The following is a 20776-nucleotide window of genomic DNA, read 5'->3' as shown; positions in this document are numbered from 1 at the left end:
TCAGGCATCCAGTAGTGCGCGGGCAATGGTTTGCAGTTTACGGGTGAGCGGACGCAACCGGCCAGCTCAGTGCAGCGTAGGCGCGTACCGGCCAAACGCCATAAACACTGTTGCAGAGGAACACTTCATCAGCCCATTGCAGCTGTTCGAAGCTGATGTCGGCGATTTGCGTGGGGATGGCCAATGACTCGGCCTGAAACAATATTTCGGCGCGCATCACACCGGCGACACCGCAGCGTTTCAGATCGGGCGTGATCAACACACCGTCACGCACCAGAAACACATTGCTGAACACCCCTTCGATGACCCGACCAGCCTGATCGAGCATCAAGCCTTCGGCGTGCTCGCTGTCCTGCCATTCGGCACGGGCGAGCACTTGTTCGAGTCGGTTGAGGTGTTTGAGTCCGGCAAGCAGCGGCTGGATGGCCAAGCGTGTGCTGCACGGAAACAGGCGAACGCCTTGTTCAGCATGGACGGCGGGATAAGCCGCCGGTGGATTGCCTTGCAGAATGCGTCGGCCCGGCGCCGCAGGATCTGGCGCATAACCGCGCAAACCGTCGCCACGGGTGAGGATGAGTTTGAGCACGCCCTCGCCCATCGCTGCCGCATAGCTCAGCAGTTCATGACGAATCAACTCGATATCGGCGGCGATGGCCAGACGCGAACAGCCATCGGCCAGTCGCGCCAGATGCCGATCCAGCAGGATCGGTTGGCCGCCACGCACAGCAATGGTCTCGAACAGACCATCGCCGTAAGCCAGGCCGCGATCTTTCAGCGACAGAGCGTCAGCCGGTTGACCGTCGACCCAGCAGTCCATCAGCCTGCGAACCGACGGAACGCCAGGGTGCCGTTGGTGCCGCCAAAACCGAAGGAGTTGGACAACACAACATCGATGTCCATGTTGCGCGCAGTGTGCGGCACAAAATCGAGATCACAGCCTTCGTCCGGCTCATCGAGGTTGATAGTTGGCGGTGCCACCTGGCTGTTGATCGCCAGCACGCTGAAGATCGCTTCAACCGCACCGGCCGCACCCAACAGGTGGCCGGTCATCGATTTGGTCGAGCTGACCGCCAGTTTGTAGGCGTGCTCACCGAACACCGACTTGATCGCGTTGGCTTCGGCAAGGTCGCCGGCCGGAGTCGACGTGCCGTGGGCGTTGATGTATTGCACTTGATCGACGTTGATCTTCGCGTCGCGCAGTGCATTGGTGATGCAGCGTGCTGCACCGGCGCCGTCGGCCGGTGGCGAAGTCATGTGGAACGCATCGCCGCTGGTGCCGAAACCGATCAGCTCGGCGTAGATGGTCGCGCCGCGTGCCTTGGCGTGCTCCAGCTCTTCGAGTACCAGTGCACCGGCACCGTCGGACAGGACGAAACCGTCACGGCCCTTGTCCCATGGACGGCTGGCGCGGGTCGGCTCGTCGTTGCGGGTCGACAGCGCACGGGACGCGCCGAAGCCGCCCATGCCCAGACCGCACGCGGCCATTTCGGCACCGCCGGCAATCATCACGTCGGCTTCGTCGTACATGATGTTGCGCGCGGCCATGCCGATGCAGTGCGTACCGGTGGTGCATGCAGTGGCGATGGCGTAGTTAGGCCCCTGTGCACCCAGATGGATGGACAGAAAACCGGAAATCATATTGATGATCGAGCCTGGCACGAAGAATGGCGAGATTCGACGCGGGCCCGTCTCATGCAGGGTACGGCTGGTTTCTTCGATGTTGGTCAGACCGCCGATCCCCGAACCCATGGCCACGCCAATGCGTTCACGGTTGGCGTCGGTGACTTCCAGACCGGAGTTGCGCACGGCTTGAAAACCGGCGGCGAGACCGTACTGAATGAACAGGTCGAGCTTGCGCGCTTCCTTGACCGACAGGTATTCCTCGACATTGAAACCCTTTACCGAGCCGCCAAAGCGGGTGGAATAGGCAGAAAGGTCGGTGTGTTCGATCAGACCAATGCCACTGCGGCCAGCCAGAATGCCCTGCCAACTGCTCGGCACATCCGTGCCCAGTGGCGACAACATACCCATACCGGTGACTACGACGCGTCTACGCGACACAGCACTCTCCTTTTTCAAATGACGACGACTTTGCATCAGGCCTAAAGAAAAAACCGCACGCCATGATGGCAGTGCGGTTTTTCCATGACAGCAAACAACGATTACAAACTATTACGCCTGGTGGCTAGTAACGTAGTCGATTGCAGCTTGTACAGTAGTGATCTTCTCAGCTTCTTCGTCAGGGATTTCGGTCTCGAATTCCTCTTCCAGAGCCATCACCAGCTCAACGGTGTCAAGGGAGTCGGCACCCAGGTCTTCTACGAAGGAAGCGGTGTTAACCACTTCTTCTTCTTTAACACCCAGTTGCTCGGCAACGATTTTCTTGACGCGCTCTTCGATGGTGCTCATACCTTGTTTTCACTCCTAATGGACAAATTCAGGCAGCTGGCCAGTGGGTAAGTGTATAGAAAGACTTTTCAGCTTTTCAACTGAAAGCTTCACTCCTCAAACCCGGTGGCCCTCTGCCTATAAATAGATTGCAGCTTTATAACGGATTTTAGACAGCTCGTATGACATTTTTTTGAAGCAATCCGTCACATTTTACTTACATGTACATCCCACCGTTCACCGGGATTGTAGCCCCAGTGACGTATGCCGCACCGTCGGATGCAAGAAAAGCGACCACAGACGCGATCTCTTGAGCTTGTCCCAGACGACCCAGCGGAATCTGCGTCTGCAAGGCTTCACGCTGTGCTTCAGGCAGTTCGCGGGTCATATCGGTGTCGATAAACCCTGGGGTTACCGAGTTGACCGTAATCGAACGCGAACCGACTTCACGCGCCATGGCACGACTGAAACCTTCCAGACCGGCCTTGGCGGCTGCATAGTTTACTTGGCCAGCGTTGCCCATGGCACCCACTACCGAGCCAATACTGATAATTCGACCCCAGCGCGCCTTGGTCATGCCGCGCAGAACGCCCTTGGACAGGCGGAATAGACTGTTCAGGTTGGTATCGATCACGTCGTACCACTCATCGTCTTTCATGCGCATCATCAGGTTATCGCGGGTGATGCCGGCATTATTCACCAGTATCGCCACTGGCGCACCGAACTGCTCCTGAATGCTCGCCAGCACTGCGCTGACCGATTCATCGCTGGTCACGTTCAGCTCAAGGCCAGTGCCCTGAATACCATTTTCCTTCAGGGTTGCAGCAATGCGCTCAGCACCCGAAGCCGAGGTCGCGGTGCCAATAACGATGGCGCCCTGACGACCCAGTTCCAGCGCGATGGCCTGGCCGATGCCACGGCTTGCACCGGTGACCAGTGCAACTTTACCTTGCAGACTCATGCAAGTTTCTCCTGATTCAGGCTTGCGCTGCGCGAGCGGCAGCGAAAGCGTCTGGGGTATTGAGGTTGGAAGTCGCCACGCCTTCAGCGCAACGTTTGTTCAGACCGGCGAGGACTTTGCCCGGGCCACATTCGACCAGATTGGTCGCGCCCTTGGCTGCCAGCATCTGTACCGATTCAACCCAACGGACTGGCTTGTAGAGTTGTTCGAGCAGATCACGCTTGAGGGTTTCCAGATCAGCCGGCACTTGCGCGCTGACGTTCTGTACCACCGGAATCTGCGGCGCCTGCCAGTTAATAGCGGCGATGGATTCGGCAAAGCGCTCGGCGGCCGGACGCATCAATTCGCAGTGCGACGGCACGCTTACCGGCAGCGGCATCGCGCGCTTGGCACCACGGGCCTTGCAGCCTTCGATGGCGCGCTCAACGGCAGCCTTGGCACCGGCGATAACGACTTGGCCAGGCGAGTTGAAGTTGACGGCGCTGACCACTTCACCTTGCGCAGCTTCGGCGCAGGCTGCCAGCACGTCAGCGTCTTCCAGACCGAGGATGGCGGCCATGCCACCCTGCCCGGCCGGAACCGCTTCCTGCATCAGTTGGCCACGGCGCTCAACGAGCTTCACCGCGTCCGCCAGCGTCAGGCTGCCAGCGGCAACCAGCGCGCTGTATTCGCCCAGGCTGTGACCGGCAACAAAGGCCGGACGCGCGCCACCTTCTGCCAGCCACAGACGCCACAGGGCGATCGAAGCGGTCAGAATGGCCGGTTGGGTTTTATCGGTTTGATTGAGCAGCTCTTCCGGGCCCTGCTGGGTCAGTGCCCACAGGTCATAGCCCAGAGCAGCGGAGGCTTCTTGGAATGTTTCGAGGATCAGCGGGTATTGCGCGCCCAGCTCGGCCAGCATGCCGAGGGACTGCGAACCCTGTCCTGGAAAGACGAATGCGAGGGAAGCAGACATGTAACAAGCCCCTAATGATCTTGTCGTCGGAAAATGACGCCCCGCTTGGGGACGCAAGAAACTGACAGTTGGATGGCCCTTTGAACCGGGCGGTCACATTTAAGCATTGTCCGACGAAAACGCCTAAGACAACAAATCCTCCAGACGACCGTGGAGACGCTCGGGTAAGTTCTCTTGAATCTCGATCAGCGCACGCTGGATCGCACTCTGGAAGCCCTGAACACCGGCCGAACCGTGACTTTTCACGACGATGCCCTGCAAGCCGAGAAAGCTTGCGCCATTGTGTCGCGCCGGCGCCAGATCCGCCTGCAAACGCTTCATCAATGGCAACGCCAACGCACCCACCGCACGGGACGCCAGATTCTTTTTGAACAGCGCCTCGATGCGCGCAGCGATCATCGTCGCCAGGCCTTCGCTGGATTTGAGCAGAATATTGCCGACGAAACCGTCGCACACCACCACATCCGCCTCACCGCGATACAACCCGTCGCCTTCGATGAAGCCGATGTAATTGATGCCACGAGCAGCCTGCAACAACGTCGCCGCCAGTTTGACCTGCTGGTTACCCTTGATGTCTTCAGTGCCGATATTCAGCAGCGCCACACGCGGACGATTGATCCCCAGCGTCTGCGCCGCCACCGAACCCATTACCGCAAATTGCAGCAGATGCTCGGCACTGCAATCGACATTGGCGCCGAGATCGAGCAACTGGCAAAAACCCTTCTGCGTCGGAATCGCCGCCACCATCGCCGGACGATCAATACCCGGCAGCGTCTTCAGCACAAATCGCGACAGCGCCATCAACGCACCGGTATTGCCGGCACTGACACAGGCTTGCGCCTTGCCATCACGCACCAGCTCCAGGGCGACACGCATCGACGAGTCCGGCTTGCCACGCAGGGCTTGAGTCGGTTTTTCGTCCATTGTGATGACTTCGCTGGCACCCACAATCGTCAGGCGCGCGCGATCGGCAGCCGATTGGCCGTGGATCAATTCTTCAAGAAGGGAGGGTTGACCGACGAGGGTCAGGTGCAGCGAGGGCGTAGCAGAAAGGCAAGCAAGGCTGGCCTGAACAATGCTGCGGGGACCGAAGTCCCCGCCCATTGCGTCAATCGCGATGACTTGAGCGGACAAGTGATTACTCGTCAGCGCCCTTGTCGATCACTTTACGGCCACGGTATACGCCTTCTGGCGATACGTGGTGACGCAGGTGAACTTCACCAGTGGTTTTTTCTACAGACAGGGTGCTAGCCTCGAGAGCGTCGTGCGAACGGCGCATGTCACGGGCAGAGCGGGATTTTTTGTTCTGCTGAACAGCCATAATTGATTAACTCCTAAACGTTTGGGTCACGCTTTAACTGCGCCAATACACTGAACGGGTTGGACCGCGTTGACTCGTCCTCGCTCGGTTCGGGCTCATCGAGACCCGCCGGCTGCTGGCATTCTTCCGGATGATGAGCAGGCACAATGGGCAAGGCGAGCAGAAGCTCCTCCTCGATCAGTGACTGCAGATCCAATGGATCTTCGCCCAGTTCCAGCACGTCATAACCTTTCGGCAACGACTGGGTATTCGCACCCTCTTTCACCACAGCATAACTGCATTCGCTGTGGATCGGCAGGGTGACCAGCTCAAGACAACGCTGGCAAACCATTTTGACCTCGGTGTCGATAAAGCTGTGGATCACCACAGATTTACGTTCATCTCGTTCAAAAATGAATTTCGCCTGCACCGTACCGACATCGTCGGAAAGCGGGTCGCAGAGTCTCTTCAAATCGCCTAGCAGCAATTCACCTTGAAGGGTGGTGCCACGATCAGCCAATTTGCGCGGGTCAACGTGAGGTGGAATCGGGTCATTCAACATAGGCGCAGCATTATAGGGATGCACCCACCCATGTCAAAGGAAATTGTTCCCTGTCCGTCACTTGCACGCCTCCGCTAGAATTCGCACCTGCCTCAGGAGACACGAATGCTGCCTTTATTACTCGCTTCAAGCTCGACATATCGTCGCGAATTGCTCGCCAGACTGCACGTGCCGTTCGTCTGCTCCTCTCCGGATATCGATGAAAGTCATCGTCCGGGCGAGCCAGCCATCGAACTGGTCAAACGCCTCGCCGAACAAAAAGCCCGGGCACTGGCCGACAGTCATCCTGCGCACTTGATCATCGGCTCTGACCAGGTTGCCGTACTCGGTGAGCAGATCATCGGCAAGCCGCACACCTTCGAGAAGGCCCGCGAGCAACTGATGGCCGCCAGCGGCGCCAGTGTGACCTTCCTGACCGGCCTGGCGCTGCTCAACAGCCAGACCGGCGAATGCCAGGTCGACTGCGTGCCGTTTACCGTACACATGCGCCAGCTCGATCAGGCGCGCATTGAGCGCTATCTGCGCACTGAGCAGCCTTATGACTGCGCTGGCAGCTTCAAGGCTGAAGGTTTGGGGGTGAGCTTGTTTCAGTCTACTGAAGGGCCGGACGCGACCAGCCTGATCGGCCTGCCATTGATTCGGCTGATTGACATGCTGTTGGTGGAAGGCGTGCAGATTCCTTAAAAGCAAAAGATCGCAGCCTTCGGCAGCTCCTACAGGATTCATGTCATCACAAAAATGCGATTGGACATGAAACGTGTAGGAGCTGCCGCAGGCTGCGATCTTTTGATCTTTACAACGAATTAACGCAACGAAGGCCCGTGGAAACCCATCCACATCGCCAACTGCTCAGCCACGCTGGCACCGAGCTTCTTCGAGAAGCGGTCGAACGGCGATTCCTGAACGGTGAAATCCACCAGTTCTTTCTCGCCAATCACGTCACGCGCAACCGAACTGGCATTGCCCAGCCCATCGATCAAACCTAACGGCAGCGCCTGTTCGCCCGACCAGACCAGCCCGGAGAACAGCTCCGGATGCTCTTTGTCCTTCAGACGATCACCACGACCCTGCTTGACGCTATTGATGAACTGTTTGTGCGTGGTATCCAGCACCGTCTGCCAGAACGCCGTTTCATCCGGCTTCTGCGGCTGGAACGGATCGAGGAAGGACTTGTGCTCGCCCGAAGTGTACGTGCGACGCTCAACGCCAAGCTTCTCCATGGTGCCGACAAAACCGTAACCGGCCGCCGTCACACCGATCGAACCGACCAGACTCGCCTTGTCGGCATAAATCTGATCCGCCGCGCTGGCGATGTAATAAGCACCGGAAGCACCCAGATCGGAAATCACGGCATACACCTTGATATCCGGGTGCAGGCCGCGCAGGCGCTTGATCTCGTCATACACATAACCTGACTGCACCGGACTGCCGCCCGGGCTGTTGATGCGCAGGACGACACCTTTGACCTTCTTGTCCTCAAACGCAGCGCGCAGACTGCCGACAATATTATCGGCGCTGGCCGGCTCTTTATCGGCAATCACCCCGATGACATCGATCAACGCGGTGTAGTTATCGCTACGGGTGGCGCTCTTTTCCATGTCCATCAGCGGCGTGAACAGGATCAGCGCAATAAACAGATAAACAAACGTCAGCAGCTTGAAGAAGATCCCCCAGCGCCGCGAACGGCGCTGCTCTTGCACGCCGGCCAGGAGAGTCTTCTCCAGCAGCTTCCAGCTTTTCTCGTCACCGCCGTCGGCATCTGCCTTGGCCGGTGCTTTCCATTCGTCGGTCATGCCATCCACCCTAGCAAAAACGTATTAAGCCTGCTGCGCCAGCCAGGCATGCAATTCGGAAAAACGGTCGATCGACAGGCGCGGCTCGAACTGCTGCAGCGATTCGATCGATTGCGCGCCATAACTGACCGCCACCGAATCCATCCCCGCGTTACGCGCCATCAGCAGATCGAAGGACGAATCACCAACCATCAGCGCCTGCTCGGCGCGCACGCCGCAATGAGCAAGGATCTGCTCCAGCATCAGAGGGTGCGGCTTGCTCGCAGTTTCATCGGCAGCGCGGGTGATATCGAAATAATCTTCCCAGCCATTGGCCTTGAGCACTCGATCCAGACCCCGGCGATTCTTGCCGGTGGCCACGGCCAGGTGATAACCCTGCTCGCGGAACGACGCCATCGACTCGACCACCCCTTCGAACAACGGCGAAGGCACGGCTTCGGCGGCGATGTAGTGATCAGCGTAATACTCGCGAAACAAGGTCATTTCAGCGTCGCTGATCTCGGGATACAAGGTGCGGATCGCCTCAGGCAGGCCCAGGCCGATGATGCCTTTGACGGCGAAATCATCACGCAACTCGAAACCGGAACGCCCGGATGCCGAGTGCATCGCCTCGACGATCCGATGGATGGAATCGGCCAGCGTGCCGTCCCAATCAAAAATCAGCAGCTTGTAATCAGATGGGCGCACTCAATCGCTCCACGGTCTTGGCCCACATTTCATCGACCGGTGCCTGCAAGGTCAGCTTGCCGCCATCCGGCAGCGGCACGGTCAGCATGTAAGCGTGCAGAAACAGACGCTTGCCGCCCAGATCGCGGATTTCCTTGGTGAAATCCTCATCGCCGTACTTGCTGTCGCCAGCAATGCAATGGCCAGCATGCAAGGTGTGCACGCGAATCTGGTGGGTGCGACCGGTAACCGGTTTGGCTTCGACCATGGTGGCGAAATCACCGAAGCGGCGCAGCACCTTGAACATCGTCAGGGCCTCTTTGCCTTCTTCGTTGACTTCGACCATGCGCTCGCCAGAACGCAGATTGCTCTTGAGCAATGGCGCGCTGACTTTCTTGATCGAGGTTGCCCAGTTGCCGCGCACCAGCGCCATGTAGCGCTTGTCGACGCCATCGCCGCGCAATTGCTCGTGGAGGTGACGCAACATGCTGCGCTTTTTGGCGATCATCAGCAGGCCGGAGGTGTCACGGTCGAGACGGTGAACCAGCTCCAGCTCTTTGGTATCCGGGCGCAACTGACGAAAGGCTTCGATCACACCGAAATTCAAGCCACTGCCGCCGTGAACCGCAATGCCGGCGGGCTTGTTGATCACGATCAGGGCTTTGTCTTCGAAGACAATCGAGGCTTCCAGGCGCTGCAACAGACCCTGGGCCAATGGCACCGGTTCGTCGCGCTCAGGCACGCGAACGGGCGGCACGCGCACGATATCACCGGCCTGCAGCTTGTATTCGGGCTTGATCCGACCTTTGTTCACGCGCACTTCGCCTTTGCGCAAAATGCGGTAAATCAAGGTCTTGGGCACGCCTTTGAGCCGGGCGAGAAGGAAATTGTCGATTCGTTGGCCGGCATACTCCGGCGAGACTTCAAGCAATTGAACGCCTGGAGTCGAAGGGGCAGTAGTTGTCATGCCGCGGATGATAACAATTTTTATGGAATTGAAGCACTTAATCATTGCTGCTATAGTCGCGAACGCCGCCAAAAGCGGCCTGGACAGCGGCACCACGGTCAAAAACCGGCCCTGACCATCGCAATTCACCAGGACGCGAGGCCGTCCTACGGGGCTTTTGCTACGTAACGGTGGAGTTTGCAGTTGTAACAAGCGCAGGTGACATGAGGCCTGAATTACACCGTCGAGCAGAGTTTTTACTCGCCTGACAGGCAGATATTCACGGCCAGTTCACAAAGTGCAGTCAACCGCAGATGACCCCGAGCGAAAGCTTCGGAAACACCGCCTGATTAGCCATGATGCGTGACCTCCCCTTTCGGAGCTCACGGTAAATGCCAACCCGCTGCGGATTCTGCGCGCGGCAGCACCCGAATTATCAGGGATACGTGTAGGGTGGAGATGCACAACCGCTGGACTGTGTAGCATTAGGCTTTATCAAGACGCTTCATCTCGTCCACAGCCACGGTTGATTCCTCCTCCTGACTGAGTGCTTAAGTAGCCACAGCAAGCAGGACGCGTACGTCGCTATATCGGCCCAATTGGCCGCATATCGCTGGACACGGGAATGGCCAACCACTCCCGACGCACCTGACACCGACCGTGAGAAGTCGTGTGTGCCGAACGCCGTTTCCGGCAGCCCGGAAACCGACGGTACTACATGAAAAGAATGCTGATTAACGCAACTCAACCCGAAGAGTTGCGTGTTGCACTGGTAGATGGCCAACGCCTCTACGACCTGGACATCGAATCCGGTGCACGCGAGCAGAAGAAGGCCAACATTTATAAAGGCCGTATCACTCGCATCGAACCAAGCCTTGAGGCTGCCTTTGTCGATTTTGGCTCTGAGCGCCATGGCTTCCTGCCCCTCAAAGAAATCTCCCGCGAATACTTCAAGAAAGCCCCCGAAGGCCGCGTCAACATCAAGGACGTCCTGAGCGAAGGCCAGGAAGTTATCGTTCAGGTCGAAAAAGAAGAACGTGGCAACAAGGGCGCAGCCCTGACCACCTTCATCAGCCTGGCCGGTCGTTACCTCGTGCTGATGCCGAACAACCCGCGTGCCGGCGGTATCTCCCGCCGCATCGAAGGCGAAGAGCGCAACGAACTGCGTGAAGCGCTGAACGGTCTGGTTGCACCGGCCGACATGGGTCTGATCGTGCGCACTGCCGGCCTTGGCCGCAGCAGCGAAGAAATGCAGTGGGATCTCGATTACCTGCTGCAACTGTGGACCGCTATTAAAGAAGCCTCGCTGGATCGCTCCGCGCCATTCCTGATCTATCAGGAAAGCAACGTGATCATCCGCGCCATCCGCGATTACCTGCGCCAGGACATCGGCGAAGTGCTGATCGACAGCGTTGAAGCCCAGGACGAAGCCCTGACCTTCATCCGCCAGGTGATGCCGCAGTACGCCAGCAAGATCAAGCTGTACGAAGACAGCGTGCCGCTGTTCAACCGTTTCCAGATCGAAAGCCAGATCGAGACCGCTTTCCAGCGCGTCGTTGAACTGCCTTCCGGCGGCTCCATCGTTATCGATCCGACCGAAGCCCTGGTGTCCATCGACATCAACTCGGCGCGCGCCACCAAAGGCAGCGACATCGAAGAAACCGCTCTGCAGACCAACCTTGAAGCCGCCGAAGAAATCGCCCGTCAGTTGCGCCTGCGCGACATCGGCGGCCTGATCGTCATCGACTTCATCGACATGACCCCTGCCAAGAACCAGCGCGCCGTGGAAGAGAAAGTCCGCGAATGCCTGGAAGCCGACCGCGCTCGCGTGCAGATCGGCCGCATCTCGCGCTTCGGCCTGCTGGAAATGTCGCGTCAGCGCCTGCGTCCATCGCTGGGCGAAAGCAGCGGCATCGTCTGCCCGCGTTGCAACGGCACCGGCATCATTCGTGACGTTGAATCGCTGTCGCTGGCGATCCTGCGCCTGATCGAAGAAGAAGCCCTGAAAGACCGCACCGCCGAAGTTCGCGCACAAGTGCCGATCCCGGTGGCCGCGTTCCTGCTCAACGAAAAACGCAACTCGATCACCAAGATCGAACTGCGCACCCGTGCTCGCATCGTCATTCTGCCGAACGATCACCTCGAAACGCCGCACTTCGAAGTTCAGCGCCTGCGTGACGACAGCCCGGAAGCCGCGACCAACCAGTCCAGCTACGAAATCGCTGCCGCCGCTGCTGAAGTTGAAGAAGTTCAGCCAGCCGCCGCGACCCGCACCCTGGTTCGCCAGGAAGCCGCGGTCAAAACTGCACCGGCTCGCGCCAACGCTCCGGTGCCGACCGAAGTGGCCGCACCTGCTGCTGCCGCCGCGCCGGCTCCGGTTGCCGCGCCAGAACCAAGCCTGTTCAAAGGTCTGGTGAAGTCGCTGGTCAGCCTGTTCGCTACCAAAGAAGAGCCAGTTGCTCCGGCCGTGGTTGAAAAACCGGCTGCCGAGCGTCCGGCCCGTAACGAAGAGCGTCGCAACGGTCGTCAACAGAGCCGCAACCGTAATGGTCGCCGCGATGAAGAACGCAAACCGCGCGAAGAGCGTGCACCGCGTGAAGAACGCGCCCCACGTGAGCCGCGTGAAGAGCGTCAGCCTCGTGAAGCCCGCGAAGTTCGCGAGCCGCGTGAAGCCCGTACCGAAGCAGCGCCAGCCGCCCGTGAAGAACGCGCGCCACGTGCGCCGCGTGAAGAACGTGCTCCGCGCGCTCCGCGTGAAGATCGCAAGCCACGTGGCGAGCGTGAAGAACGTGTACGTGAACTGCGCGAGCCACTCGACGCCGCCCCTGCCGTGACCACCGAGGTGGCTGCTGAAGAGCGTCCGGTTCGTCAGCCACGCGAAGAGCGCGCACCGCGTCCGCCGCGTGAAGAGCGTCAACCGCGCGCCGAACAGGCCGCTGCTGCCGTCGCTGAAGAAGAAGTGAACACCAACGAAGAGCAACTGCCGGAAGACGGTTCGGAGAGCGCCGAAGGCGATCGCCCACGTCGTCGTTCGCGCGGTCAGCGTCGTCGCAGCAACCGTCGTGAGCGTCAGCGTGATGCCAACGGCAACGTGATCGAAGGTTCGGAAGAATCCGAAGCCGGCGAAAACGCTGAAGAGCCAAGCACTGCCGATCTGGCCGCCGGCCTGGCTGTTACCGCAGCCGTTGCCAGCACCGTGATCAGCGCTCCGGCCGAAGCCCAAGCCTTTGAGCAAGCCGAACGCGCCACCGCTGCTGTTCAGGAAACTGCTCCAGTGGAAGCGCCGGTTGTTGAAGCGACCACTCCAGTAGAAGTGGTTGCTGCTCCGGAAGTCGAAGTGGCTCCGGTTCAGGAAACGCTGCCTCAGGTAGAGCCGGCTCCAGTTGTGGTTGCTGAGCCGGTGGTTGAAACCGTCGCTGAAACCGTGACCGAAACCGTACGTGAAGTTCGCGAAGAGCAGACCGCTTTCAACTGGGTAGCCGAGCCGGTTGTCGCTGAAACGCCAGCGCCAGTGGTTGAAACGCCGGTTGTTGAGACGCCAGTGTTCGAAGCACCAGCATACGAAGCGCCTGTTGCCGAAGCTCCAGTGGTTGAAGAGACCAAAGCTGCCGAGCCAGTGGTTGTTGCTGAACCAGCTCCAGTCGTCGAAGCGCCGGTAGTTGTCGAAGCTCCTGCTCCGGTGGCTGAAGTGGCTCCGGTCAGCGCTCTGGCTGCAAACGGTCGCGCACCGAACGATCCTCGTGAAGTGCGTCGTCGCAAGCGTGAAGAAGAGCGCCTGCAGAAGGAAGCCGAACAGGCTGCCGCTGCTGCTCCGGTTGCAGAAGTCGTCGCTGAACAAGCGGTAGTTGAAGCGGTCATCGCTGAAGCGCCTCGCTCCGTTCAAGACGCAGCAGAGCACCACGAAGAAGCCCAGGAAAAAGAACACGAGCCTAAACCCCTCGTCTGATTCCTGAAGCTGTAAAAAAGCCCCGCCCGGTGAAAACCTGGCGGGGCTTTTTTTATGCCATTTAAAAGATCAAGAGATCGCAGCCTTCGGCAGCTCCTACAATTTGAAATGCGTTCCCCTGTAGGAGCTGCCGAAGGCTGCGATCTTTTGATCTTGCTGTTATTTAAAAACCAAAGCCTCCGGCACATCGATATCCCACAAAACCCCGGGATCATCCACCACCACCTCAACCACCCTGCCCTGCTTGAACAAAGGCCGAGCCCCACGATCACCACTCAACGCCAGCAACCCCGCACCAAACGACCGGCCAAATCCCACCGGATGCCCAAACTCACCGTCCTGCACCGGCACGCTCACCGCATCATCAGCCATCGCCGCAACAACCCGCTCAATACTCGAGGGCAAGATAAACGGCATATCCCCCAGCACAATCAGCCAGCCATCCGCTTGCGGGCACGTCGCGATTCCCGCCGCAATGCTGTCGCCCATGCCGGTCGTGCCAATCGTCACAACTTCACAGCCATACGCCTGAGCCATACGCATCGCTTGCGGTCGTTCTTCCGTCGTGACCAGTACACGTTTGTCGAGGCTCGCCGGCAGATTCACCAGCACCTGCTCGATCACCGAGCGCACCGCGCCATCGCGACCGGTGCAATCAGCGAGCAACTTATCCTTGTCCGCACCCGCCACTTTGCGAAAGCGACTGCCCTCGCCTGCGGCCAACACAATCACGCCAATGGTTCGGCTCATGCGCCCTCCACGGGTTTCTTCTGCTTCAACTCAACGCCGTTTTTGATCGCGACGATCTCTGCGAGCAAAGACAAGGCAATCTCCGCCGGCGAATGACTGCCAATGTGCAGACCGATCGGCCCATGCAATCGAGCAATCGCCTCTACCGACAAGCCTAGCTGAGCCAGATTCTCGCGGCGCTTCAAACTATTGACCCGCGAGCCGAGTGCGCCGACGTAAAACGCCGGCGAATCCAGTGCAGTCAGCAATGCCATGTCATCCAGACGCGGATCGTGGGTCAACGCGACAATCGCCGTGCGCTCATCGGTCTGAATGTTCAACACCGCCTCGTCCGGCATACCCTTAACGAAGCGACCGTGCTGCTCTTCCCAGCCATAAACGAACTCAGTGCGCGGATCGCAGATCAGCACTTCGAAATCCAGCAACCGCGCCATGTCCGCCACGTAGCGTGACAATTGCCCGGCACCGATCAACAGCAAGCGCCAGCGCGGGCCGTAAATCGCGCGCAGAAGCTTGCCGTCGAACTCCAGAGCATCGGTTTTGCTCGCCGCTGTCAAAACCACTTCACCGGTTTCGATATTCAGTTCGCGGGCGACGATTTCGTGGGCTTCACAACGCGCGAGCAGCTCGGCGACCCACTGCGGATCGCCAACCTGCTCTTCGGTCAGGCGCAGCGTACCTCCGCAGGGCAAGCCAAACCGCGCCGCCTCCTCCCGAGTGACGCCATACGTGATCAGTTGCACCGGCGGCCCGTCGCTGGCAATCCGCCCGTCGTGCAGGCGGGCGATCAAGTCATCCTCAACGCAGCCGCCCGACACCGAACCGATCACCACGCCGTCCTCGCGCAGGGCGAGCATCGCACCGGGCGCCCGAGGCGCGGTGCCCCAGGTTTGCACCACGCTAAACAACACCACCCGCTGCCCGGCGCGGCGCCATTCGAGCACGCTGCGCAGAACATTGAGGTCGACACTGTCCATCAGGCGTCCGCCTTCTGCCAATCCTGCAGTTGATAACGCACGGGCAAGTTACGAATGCGCTTGCCCGTGGCAGCAAAAATCGCATTGCACAGCGCCGGCGCAATCGGCGGCACACCCGGTTCGCCGACACCGCCCAACGGCACGTCGCCCGGCGGCGTCACCAGATGCACTGCGACCTCCTTCGGCGCCAGCGACATGCGCGCCACTTCGTACATATGGAAGTTGTCCTGCTGAACCTTGCCGTCCTTGAAGCTGATTTCACCCAGCACCGCGTTACCCAGGCCCATGACGCAGGCGCCTTCGAACTGCGAGCGAATCCGCTCAGGGTTGATCTGCGGCCCGCAATCCACGGCGATGTCAGCTTTGTGCACGATCAGCGTGCCATCGTCTTTAACCTCGACTTCGATCACCGCCGCCACATAGGTGACGAAGCTGTAATGCACCGCCAGCCCCAAGCCACGGCCCTTGGGTAATTTACGCCCCCAACCGGCGGCTTTGGCAGCGGTTTCCAGCACGGTGCGCATGCGCCCGGTATCGATCGGATAACGCTCGGGGGATTCGCCGTAGTTCCACTCTTCGCTCAAGGTGCGCGGGTCGATCTGCCGATCCGGGCCGAGCAGTTTGATCTGGTACTTGAGCGGATCCTCACCGGCCTTGTGCGCCAGCTCATCGACGAAACTCTGGATGGCGAAACCATGAGGAATGTTCGACACCGAGCGATACCAGCCGACCCGTGTGTGCACGGTGGCTTCAGGATTTTCCAGGCGTACGTTGGGAATGGCGTAGGCCATGTTGGTGAAACCCATGCCCAGCTCGAACGCCGCTTCGTGGTTCATGCCCGGCGCGAACAGCGCGGTGATGCTCGGTGCCACGGTGCGATGCAACCAGCCGGACGGCATGCCGTCCTTGCCGATGCCTGCTTTCAAATATTCGGCGGACACGGTGTGGAAGTACGAGTTGTGGATGTCATCTTCACGCGTCCACTGCACCCGCACGGCTTTGCCGGGAAATTCTTTGGCGAGAATCGCCGCTTCAACGACGAAGTCCGGTTTCGACTTGCGCCCGAAACCGCCGCCGAGCAGCGTGACATTAAAGGTGACGTTGTCGAACAGCAGACCGAGACGCTCGGCAATACGCTCGCGGGTGACTTGCGGCGCCTGGCTCGGTGCCCAGGCTTCACAGACACCGTCCTTGTAGCGGGCGATGGCCACCATTGGCTCCATCGGTGCCTGCGCAAGATGCGGCAAATAATACGAAGCTTCGAGGGTGCTGGCAGCGCCGCTCAATGCTTTGTCGATATCGCCGGTATTGCGTACCACTTTGCCGGGTTTCAGCGAGGCGGCTTCCAGCTCCTTGCGATAGGCGATCGAGTCGTAACTGGCGTTGGGGCCGTCATCCCATTCGATTTTGAGCGCCTCGCGGCCCTTGATTGCAGCCCAGGTATTGCTGGCCACCACCGCCACGCCACCCAGTGGTTGAAATTCCGAAGGCAGTGGACGGCCTTCAATCTGAATCACTTTAAGCACACCGGGGACTTTCAGTGCAGCGCTGTCATCCAGCGATTTGACCTTGCCGCCATACACCGCCGGACGGGCGATGGTCGCGTAAACCATGCCGTCGAAATGCACGTCGGCACCGTATACCGCGCGGCCGTTGACGATATCGGCACCGTCGATGGCTTTGGTGCCTTCCTTGCCGATGTAGCGAAACTCCGACGGTTGCTTGAGGCGCAGGCTGTCACGCGCTGGCACCGCCAACGCACTCGCGGCGGCGGCCAGTTCGCCATAACCCAGCTCACGGCCAGACGGCTTGTGAATGACTTTGTGCAACTGCGCGTGGCATTCGCCGACCGGCACTTTCCACTGCGTGGCCGCCGCTTGTTCAAGCATCGTCCGCGCTGCAGCACCGCAACGCCGCATCGGCTCGTACCAGTGACGCATGCTGCGCGAACCGTCGGTGTCCTGATTACCGAAGCGCACTTCATCGCCCGGCGCCTGCTGCACTTTGACCTTGGCCCAATCGGCGTCCAGTTCATCGGCGACGACCATGGTCAGACTGGTGCGCACGCCCTGCCCCATCTCCGAACGGTTGCAGACCACGGTGACCGTGCCGTCAGCGGCAATGCTCACGTAGACTTTCGGGTCATCGATCCAGCCGTTGGGCATACCGTCGGCGCCGAATTTCTTTTCTTTCTCGTCGGCCAGCGCATCCTGCCAACCCCAACTCGCGGCCAGCACCAACGCGCCCGTCGCGCCGACGCCTTTGAGGAAACCGCGGCGACTGAGATTGCTCAGGGCGAAATCGTTCGGAAGGCGGCTCATGCTTTCGCCTCCTTCAAATGCGTGGAGGCTTGGCGGATCGCGGTTTTGATGCGGTTATAAGTGCCGCAGCGGCAGATGTTGCCGACCATGGCTTCTTCGATCTGCTCGTCGCTCGGGTTTGGATTGGTTTTAAGCAGCGCGGTGGCCGACATGATTTGCCCGCCCTGACAGAAACCGCACTGCGCGACCGCCGTATCGAGCCAGGCTTGCTGGACGACTTGCCCGACCGGATCGGCATGCAGATTGTCGATGGTGGTGACGTTCTGCCCGATCACCGAGCCGATCGGCGTGATGCAACTGCGCGCCGGCAAGCCATCGATATGAATGGTGCACGCGCCACACAGGCCCATGCCGCAGCCGAATTTGGTGCCGTTGTAACCGGCAACGTCGCGGATCGCCCAAAGCAGCGGCATGTCCTCCGTGACGTCGAGAGAATGATCCTGGCCATTGAGTTTCAGGGTAATCATGGGCACGCCCGCATATTTTTGGTGGTTATGGGGTCGAGCAATCTGCCGCCGTTGCATCGGCGGTGGTTCACGCAGATCGACTCAGGCTAATGAGGCTCTCTTGTGTCGACGCGAAGGTCTGCACCGGGCCTTTGGTGGAGCAAATGACGGTTATCGTTAGCTCGCTAAGTTAACCCAACATTAACGAAAAAGCCCTGCTGAGACAGGGCTTTTCAGTGGCGAGTTTTTAGCTACAAGCTGCAAGTAAAAGCAGTAGCTGGCTCACGCTCAAGATTGTAGCTTGCCGCTAGAAGCTTGAAGCTCGCCGCTGCTTCAATACCGATTGGGCTCCATTTCCAGGTCGACATTGAAACGTTCGGCAATGTCTTTCTGAATACGTTGCGCCAGATCGAGCAGTTGCAGGCCGGTCGCCGCGCCGTAATTGACCAGCACCAGCGCCTGCAATTTGTGCACGCCGGCATCGGCTTCACGGAAACCCTTCCAACCGGCGCGTTCAATCAGCCAACCGGCTGCCAGCTTCATCTGCCCGTCCGGCTGCGCATAAGCCACCACATCCGGGTGCTGCGCTTTGATCTGCGCGACGATGGCCGCCGACACCAGCGGGTTCTTGAAGAAACTGCCGGCATTGCCGAGCACCGCTGGATCCGGCAGTTTTTCGCTGCGGATGCTGCAAATCGCGCGGCTGACGTCGGTCGGCGTCGGTTGTTCGATGCCCTGCTCGGTCAGGCGCTGACGTACGGGGCCGTATTCCAGATGCAGATGGGCGACGCGATCCAGTTTGAAACGCACACGCAGAATCAACCATCGCCCCGGCTGCTGTTTGAACAGGCTGTCGCGGTAGGCGAAGTTGCACTCTTCCAGGGTGAAATCGCGCAGCTCGCCGGTCTGACGATCCAGCGCGGTGAGCCCGGCAAAGACATCCTTGATCTCGACACCGTAAGCGCCAATGTTCTGCATCGGCGCAGCACCTACGGTGCCAGGAATCAGGCTGAGGTTTTCCAGTCCGGAAAATCCTAGCGCCAGCGTGTGCTGCACGAACGGATGCCACGGTTCGCCCGCTTCCGCCTCGATCACCACACGGTTGCCGTCATCGCTGATCACACGAATCCCGCGTGTAGCCATGCGCAGCACCAGCGCCGGAATATCTGCCGTGAGCAGCAAATTGCTGCCACCGCCGATCACCAGCAGCGGCACATCATGAGCAACGGCATAGGCCAGCGCTTCACGAACATCGCCATCGCTATGGGCTTCGGCGAACAGTTGCGCGCGAACGTCGACGCCAAAACTGTTGAACGGTTTCAGGGAAACCTGCGGTTGCACCTGCAAACTCATAACCGGCCCTTCACTTCGATCAACAATTGGTCACAAGCCGCTTCAATCAGATCCAGCACCTGCTCGAACCCTTGATCGCCGTCGTAATACGGATCCGGCACCTCATCGACGAGCCCGGCATAACGGCGCAGGAACAGATCCAGTTCAGCGCGGCCGGTGGACGGTTGCAGGGCCTTGAGGTTGCGCAGGTTGCTGTTGTCCATCGCCAGAATCAGATCGTAACTGGCGAAATCGGCGCGGCTGACTTGCTGCGCGCGTTGCGCCGACAAGTCATAACCGCGCACTTTGGCAGCGGCCTGGCTACGTTTGTCCGGCGGATTGCCGACGTGCCAGTCACCGGTGCCGGCGGAGGCCACTTCAACCTGATCCGCCAGCCCTGCGGCGCGCAACTTGTGGCGCAACACGCCTTCAGCCGTGGGCGAGCGGCAAATGTTGCCAAGGCACACAAACAGAACGCGCATCAGGCCCCCAGCAGGCGACGAACGCGCTCGAGGTCTTCGACAGTGTCGACGCCAGTCGGCGGCGCGATCAACGCGTCAGCAACATGAATACGCACGCCGTGCCACAAGGCACGCAGTTGTTCGAGGGATTCAGTATTTTCCAGCCAGCACGGGCCCCAGCTCACGAAGTCCTGAAGGAACCCGGCGCGGTAGGCATAAATGCCGATATGGCGACGGTACGGCACACCTTCCGGCAGTTGCTCGCGGCTTTTGGCGAAGGCATCGCGTGCCCATGGCAAAGTCGCGCGGCTGAAGGTCAGCGCCAGACCGTTGATGTCGCTGACGACCTTGACCACGTTCGGATTGAACAGGGTTTCCACGTCTTCGATCGGCTCGGCCAAGGTGGCCATGCGCGCTTCGGTGTGCGCGGCCAGGTTGGCAGCGACCTGATCGATCACGCTCGGCGGAATCAGCGGCTCGTCGCCCTGCACGTTGACCACGATCGCATCGGGCTCAAGGCCCAGTTTCGCAGCGACTTCAGCCAGACGATCAGTGCCGGAATTGTGATCTTCACGGGTCAGCACCACTTCGGCGCCAAAGCCTTTGCAGGCCTCGACGATGCGCGGATCGTCAGTCGCAACGACCACGCGGCTCGCGCTGCTTTTGCTCGCCTGTTCCCAGACGTGCTGGATCATCGGCTTGCCGGCGATGTCCAGCAGCGGTTTGCCGGGCAGACGGGTCGAGGCGTAACGCGACGGGATGACAACGGTGAACGCGGTGGTCATTTATCCAGACGCTCGTCGGTGGTCAGGGTGCGGGCTTCGCTTTCGAGCATCACCGGAATGCCGTCGCGGATCGGGTACGCCAGGCCGGCACCCTTGCTGATAAGCTCGGTCTTGTCGGCGCTGAGCTTGAGCGGGCCTTTGCAGATCGGGCACGCGAGGATGTCGAGCAATTTGGTGTCCATGAACT

The 20776-nt window shown here is 59.7% G+C and carries 20 protein-coding genes and 1 pseudogene; 2 read left to right on the top strand and 19 right to left on the bottom strand.

Features of this window, described 5'->3' with window-relative positions:
• The 8 genes and pseudogenes from pabC to ACZZ0D_RS04475 all read right to left on the bottom strand — a co-directional run bounded on the left by pabC (nt 1) and on the right by ACZZ0D_RS04475 (nt 6166).
• A pseudogene (pabC, locus tag ACZZ0D_RS04510) lies at nt 1-817 on the bottom strand (aminodeoxychorismate lyase).
• Nucleotides 817-2061: a beta-ketoacyl-ACP synthase II gene (fabF, locus tag ACZZ0D_RS04505; protein WP_053122604.1), complete on the bottom strand. Its 1245-nt coding sequence runs from the start codon at nt 2059-2061 to the stop codon at nt 817-819. The pseudogene pabC and the gene fabF overlap by 1 nt, the downstream one beginning before the upstream one ends.
• 111 nt (nt 2062-2172) lie before the next feature.
• Entirely contained in the window at nt 2173-2409 is a 237-nt protein-coding gene (acpP, locus tag ACZZ0D_RS04500) for an acyl carrier protein (protein WP_003175607.1), read from the bottom strand.
• A 196-nt stretch (nt 2410-2605) separates the two neighbouring features.
• Complete coding sequence (fabG, locus tag ACZZ0D_RS04495; RefSeq protein WP_007908254.1) at nt 2606-3349, bottom strand: 3-oxoacyl-ACP reductase FabG; 744 nt, start codon at nt 3347-3349, stop codon at nt 2606-2608.
• Nucleotides 3350-3365: 16 nt separating this feature from the next.
• Nucleotides 3366-4304, bottom strand: a complete 939-nt coding sequence (gene fabD / locus ACZZ0D_RS04490) for an ACP S-malonyltransferase (RefSeq protein WP_463552544.1) — start codon at nt 4302-4304, stop codon at nt 3366-3368.
• 123 nt (nt 4305-4427) lie between these two features.
• Nucleotides 4428-5438 carry a phosphate acyltransferase PlsX gene (gene plsX / locus ACZZ0D_RS04485; protein WP_082341469.1) on the bottom strand — a complete coding sequence of 337 codons (1011 nt, stop codon included), beginning with the start codon at nt 5436-5438 and terminating at the stop codon, nt 4428-4430.
• Nucleotides 5439-5442: 4 nt separating this feature from the next.
• Nucleotides 5443-5625, bottom strand: coding sequence for a 50S ribosomal protein L32 (rpmF, locus tag ACZZ0D_RS04480; RefSeq protein WP_003179396.1), 183 nt, complete (start codon nt 5623-5625; stop codon nt 5443-5445).
• Between the two features lie 13 nt (nt 5626-5638).
• A complete protein-coding gene (locus ACZZ0D_RS04475) occupies nt 5639-6166 on the bottom strand; it encodes a YceD family protein (protein ID WP_463552543.1) in 528 nt (175 codons plus the stop codon).
• A gap of 105 nt (nt 6167-6271) precedes the next feature.
• On the opposite strand from ACZZ0D_RS04475, the gene ACZZ0D_RS04470 reads away from it, so the two are divergent.
• On the top strand, nt 6272-6850 hold the full coding sequence (locus ACZZ0D_RS04470; protein WP_463552542.1) for a Maf family protein: 579 nt from the start codon (nt 6272-6274) through the stop codon (nt 6848-6850).
• Between the two features lie 119 nt (nt 6851-6969).
• Here ACZZ0D_RS04470 and sppA read toward each other — a convergent pair whose 3' ends face one another.
• From sppA to rluC, 3 genes are read right to left on the bottom strand one after another with little or no spacing between them, the layout of a single operon-like run.
• Complete coding sequence (sppA, locus tag ACZZ0D_RS04465) at nt 6970-7959, bottom strand: signal peptide peptidase SppA (RefSeq protein ID WP_401244663.1); 990 nt, start codon at nt 7957-7959, stop codon at nt 6970-6972.
• Between the two features lie 24 nt (nt 7960-7983).
• Complete coding sequence (locus ACZZ0D_RS04460; RefSeq protein ID WP_053122618.1) at nt 7984-8646, bottom strand: HAD-IA family hydrolase; 663 nt, start codon at nt 8644-8646, stop codon at nt 7984-7986.
• Entirely contained in the window at nt 8633-9592 is a 960-nt protein-coding gene (gene rluC, locus ACZZ0D_RS04455; protein WP_045123283.1) for a 23S rRNA pseudouridine(955/2504/2580) synthase RluC, read from the bottom strand. Before rluC ends, ACZZ0D_RS04460 begins: the two co-directional genes overlap by 14 nt.
• 697 nt (nt 9593-10289) lie before the next feature.
• Between rluC and rne the strand changes: the two genes are divergently transcribed.
• On the top strand, nt 10290-13517 hold the full coding sequence (gene rne, locus ACZZ0D_RS04450; RefSeq protein ID WP_463552541.1) for a ribonuclease E: 3228 nt from the start codon (nt 10290-10292) through the stop codon (nt 13515-13517).
• Nucleotides 13518-13676: 159 nt separating this feature from the next.
• On the opposite strand, the gene ACZZ0D_RS04445 is transcribed toward rne, so the two are convergent.
• The 8 genes from ACZZ0D_RS04445 to ACZZ0D_RS04410 form a co-directional block, all read right to left on the bottom strand.
• Nucleotides 13677-14267 (bottom strand): nucleotidyltransferase family protein, encoded by a 591-nt coding sequence (locus tag ACZZ0D_RS04445; RefSeq protein WP_463552540.1) that lies wholly within the window; start codon nt 14265-14267, stop codon nt 13677-13679.
• On the bottom strand, nt 14264-15244 hold the full coding sequence (locus ACZZ0D_RS04440) for an XdhC family protein (protein ID WP_463552539.1): 981 nt from the start codon (nt 15242-15244) through the stop codon (nt 14264-14266). The genes ACZZ0D_RS04445 and ACZZ0D_RS04440 overlap by 4 nt, the downstream gene beginning before the upstream one ends.
• The gene (locus tag ACZZ0D_RS04435) at nt 15244-17565 is read right to left on the bottom strand and encodes a xanthine dehydrogenase family protein molybdopterin-binding subunit (protein ID WP_463552538.1); all 2322 of its coding nucleotides are present in this window, start codon (nt 17563-17565) and stop codon (nt 15244-15246) included. The genes ACZZ0D_RS04440 and ACZZ0D_RS04435 overlap by 1 nt, the downstream gene beginning before the upstream one ends.
• A complete protein-coding gene (locus tag ACZZ0D_RS04430) occupies nt 17562-18032 on the bottom strand; it encodes a (2Fe-2S)-binding protein (RefSeq protein WP_053122632.1) in 471 nt (156 codons plus the stop codon). The genes ACZZ0D_RS04435 and ACZZ0D_RS04430 overlap by 4 nt, the downstream gene beginning before the upstream one ends.
• Nucleotides 18033-18344: 312 nt before the next feature.
• Nucleotides 18345-19364, bottom strand: coding sequence for a UDP-N-acetylmuramate dehydrogenase (gene murB, locus ACZZ0D_RS04425; RefSeq protein ID WP_463552537.1), 1020 nt, complete (start codon nt 19362-19364; stop codon nt 18345-18347).
• Nucleotides 19361-19825: a low molecular weight protein-tyrosine-phosphatase gene (locus tag ACZZ0D_RS04420; protein WP_053122639.1), complete on the bottom strand. Its 465-nt coding sequence runs from the start codon at nt 19823-19825 to the stop codon at nt 19361-19363. Before ACZZ0D_RS04420 ends, murB begins: the two co-directional genes overlap by 4 nt.
• A complete protein-coding gene (gene kdsB / locus ACZZ0D_RS04415; RefSeq protein ID WP_053122642.1) occupies nt 19825-20589 on the bottom strand; it encodes a 3-deoxy-manno-octulosonate cytidylyltransferase in 765 nt (254 codons plus the stop codon). Before kdsB ends, ACZZ0D_RS04420 begins: the two co-directional genes overlap by 1 nt.
• A complete protein-coding gene (locus tag ACZZ0D_RS04410) occupies nt 20586-20771 on the bottom strand; it encodes a Trm112 family protein (protein ID WP_003174668.1) in 186 nt (61 codons plus the stop codon). Before ACZZ0D_RS04410 ends, kdsB begins: the two co-directional genes overlap by 4 nt.
• Nucleotides 20772-20776 lie beyond the last annotated feature (5 nt).

The sequence above is a fragment of the Pseudomonas sp. AC193 genome (assembly GCF_979258075.1).
Note: the sequence above shows the minus strand (reverse complement) of the source record. Positions and strands in the feature narration are given on the sequence as shown.

Coding starts and splice junctions, on each gene's coding strand:
- acpP (WP_003175607.1), bottom strand. CDS start 2,409: ATGAGCACCATCGAAGAGCGCGTCAAGAAAATCGTTGCCGAGCAACTG.
- fabG (WP_007908254.1), bottom strand. CDS start 3,349: ATGAGTCTGCAAGGTAAAGTTGCACTGGTCACCGGTGCAAGCCGTGGC.
- fabD (WP_463552544.1), bottom strand. CDS start 4,304: ATGTCTGCTTCCCTCGCATTCGTCTTTCCAGGACAGGGTTCGCAGTCC.
- rpmF (WP_003179396.1), bottom strand. CDS start 5,625: ATGGCTGTTCAGCAGAACAAAAAATCCCGCTCTGCCCGTGACATGCGC.
- ACZZ0D_RS04475 (WP_463552543.1), bottom strand. CDS start 6,166: ATGTTGAATGACCCGATTCCACCTCACGTTGACCCGCGCAAATTGGCT.
- ACZZ0D_RS04470 (WP_463552542.1), top strand. CDS start 6,272: ATGCTGCCTTTATTACTCGCTTCAAGCTCGACATATCGTCGCGAATTG.
- sppA (WP_401244663.1), bottom strand. CDS start 7,959: ATGACCGACGAATGGAAAGCACCGGCCAAGGCAGATGCCGACGGCGGT.
- rluC (WP_045123283.1), bottom strand. CDS start 9,592: ATGACAACTACTGCCCCTTCGACTCCAGGCGTTCAATTGCTTGAAGTC.
- rne (WP_463552541.1), top strand. CDS start 10,290: ATGAAAAGAATGCTGATTAACGCAACTCAACCCGAAGAGTTGCGTGTT.
- ACZZ0D_RS04445 (WP_463552540.1), bottom strand. CDS start 14,267: ATGAGCCGAACCATTGGCGTGATTGTGTTGGCCGCAGGCGAGGGCAGT.
- ACZZ0D_RS04440 (WP_463552539.1), bottom strand. CDS start 15,244: ATGGACAGTGTCGACCTCAATGTTCTGCGCAGCGTGCTCGAATGGCGC.
- ACZZ0D_RS04435 (WP_463552538.1), bottom strand. CDS start 17,565: ATGAGCCGCCTTCCGAACGATTTCGCCCTGAGCAATCTCAGTCGCCGC.
- ACZZ0D_RS04430 (WP_053122632.1), bottom strand. CDS start 18,032: ATGATTACCCTGAAACTCAATGGCCAGGATCATTCTCTCGACGTCACG.
- murB (WP_463552537.1), bottom strand. CDS start 19,364: ATGAGTTTGCAGGTGCAACCGCAGGTTTCCCTGAAACCGTTCAACAGT.
- ACZZ0D_RS04420 (WP_053122639.1), bottom strand. CDS start 19,825: ATGCGCGTTCTGTTTGTGTGCCTTGGCAACATTTGCCGCTCGCCCACG.
- kdsB (WP_053122642.1), bottom strand. CDS start 20,589: ATGACCACCGCGTTCACCGTTGTCATCCCGTCGCGTTACGCCTCGACC.
- ACZZ0D_RS04410 (WP_003174668.1), bottom strand. CDS start 20,771: ATGGACACCAAATTGCTCGACATCCTCGCGTGCCCGATCTGCAAAGGC.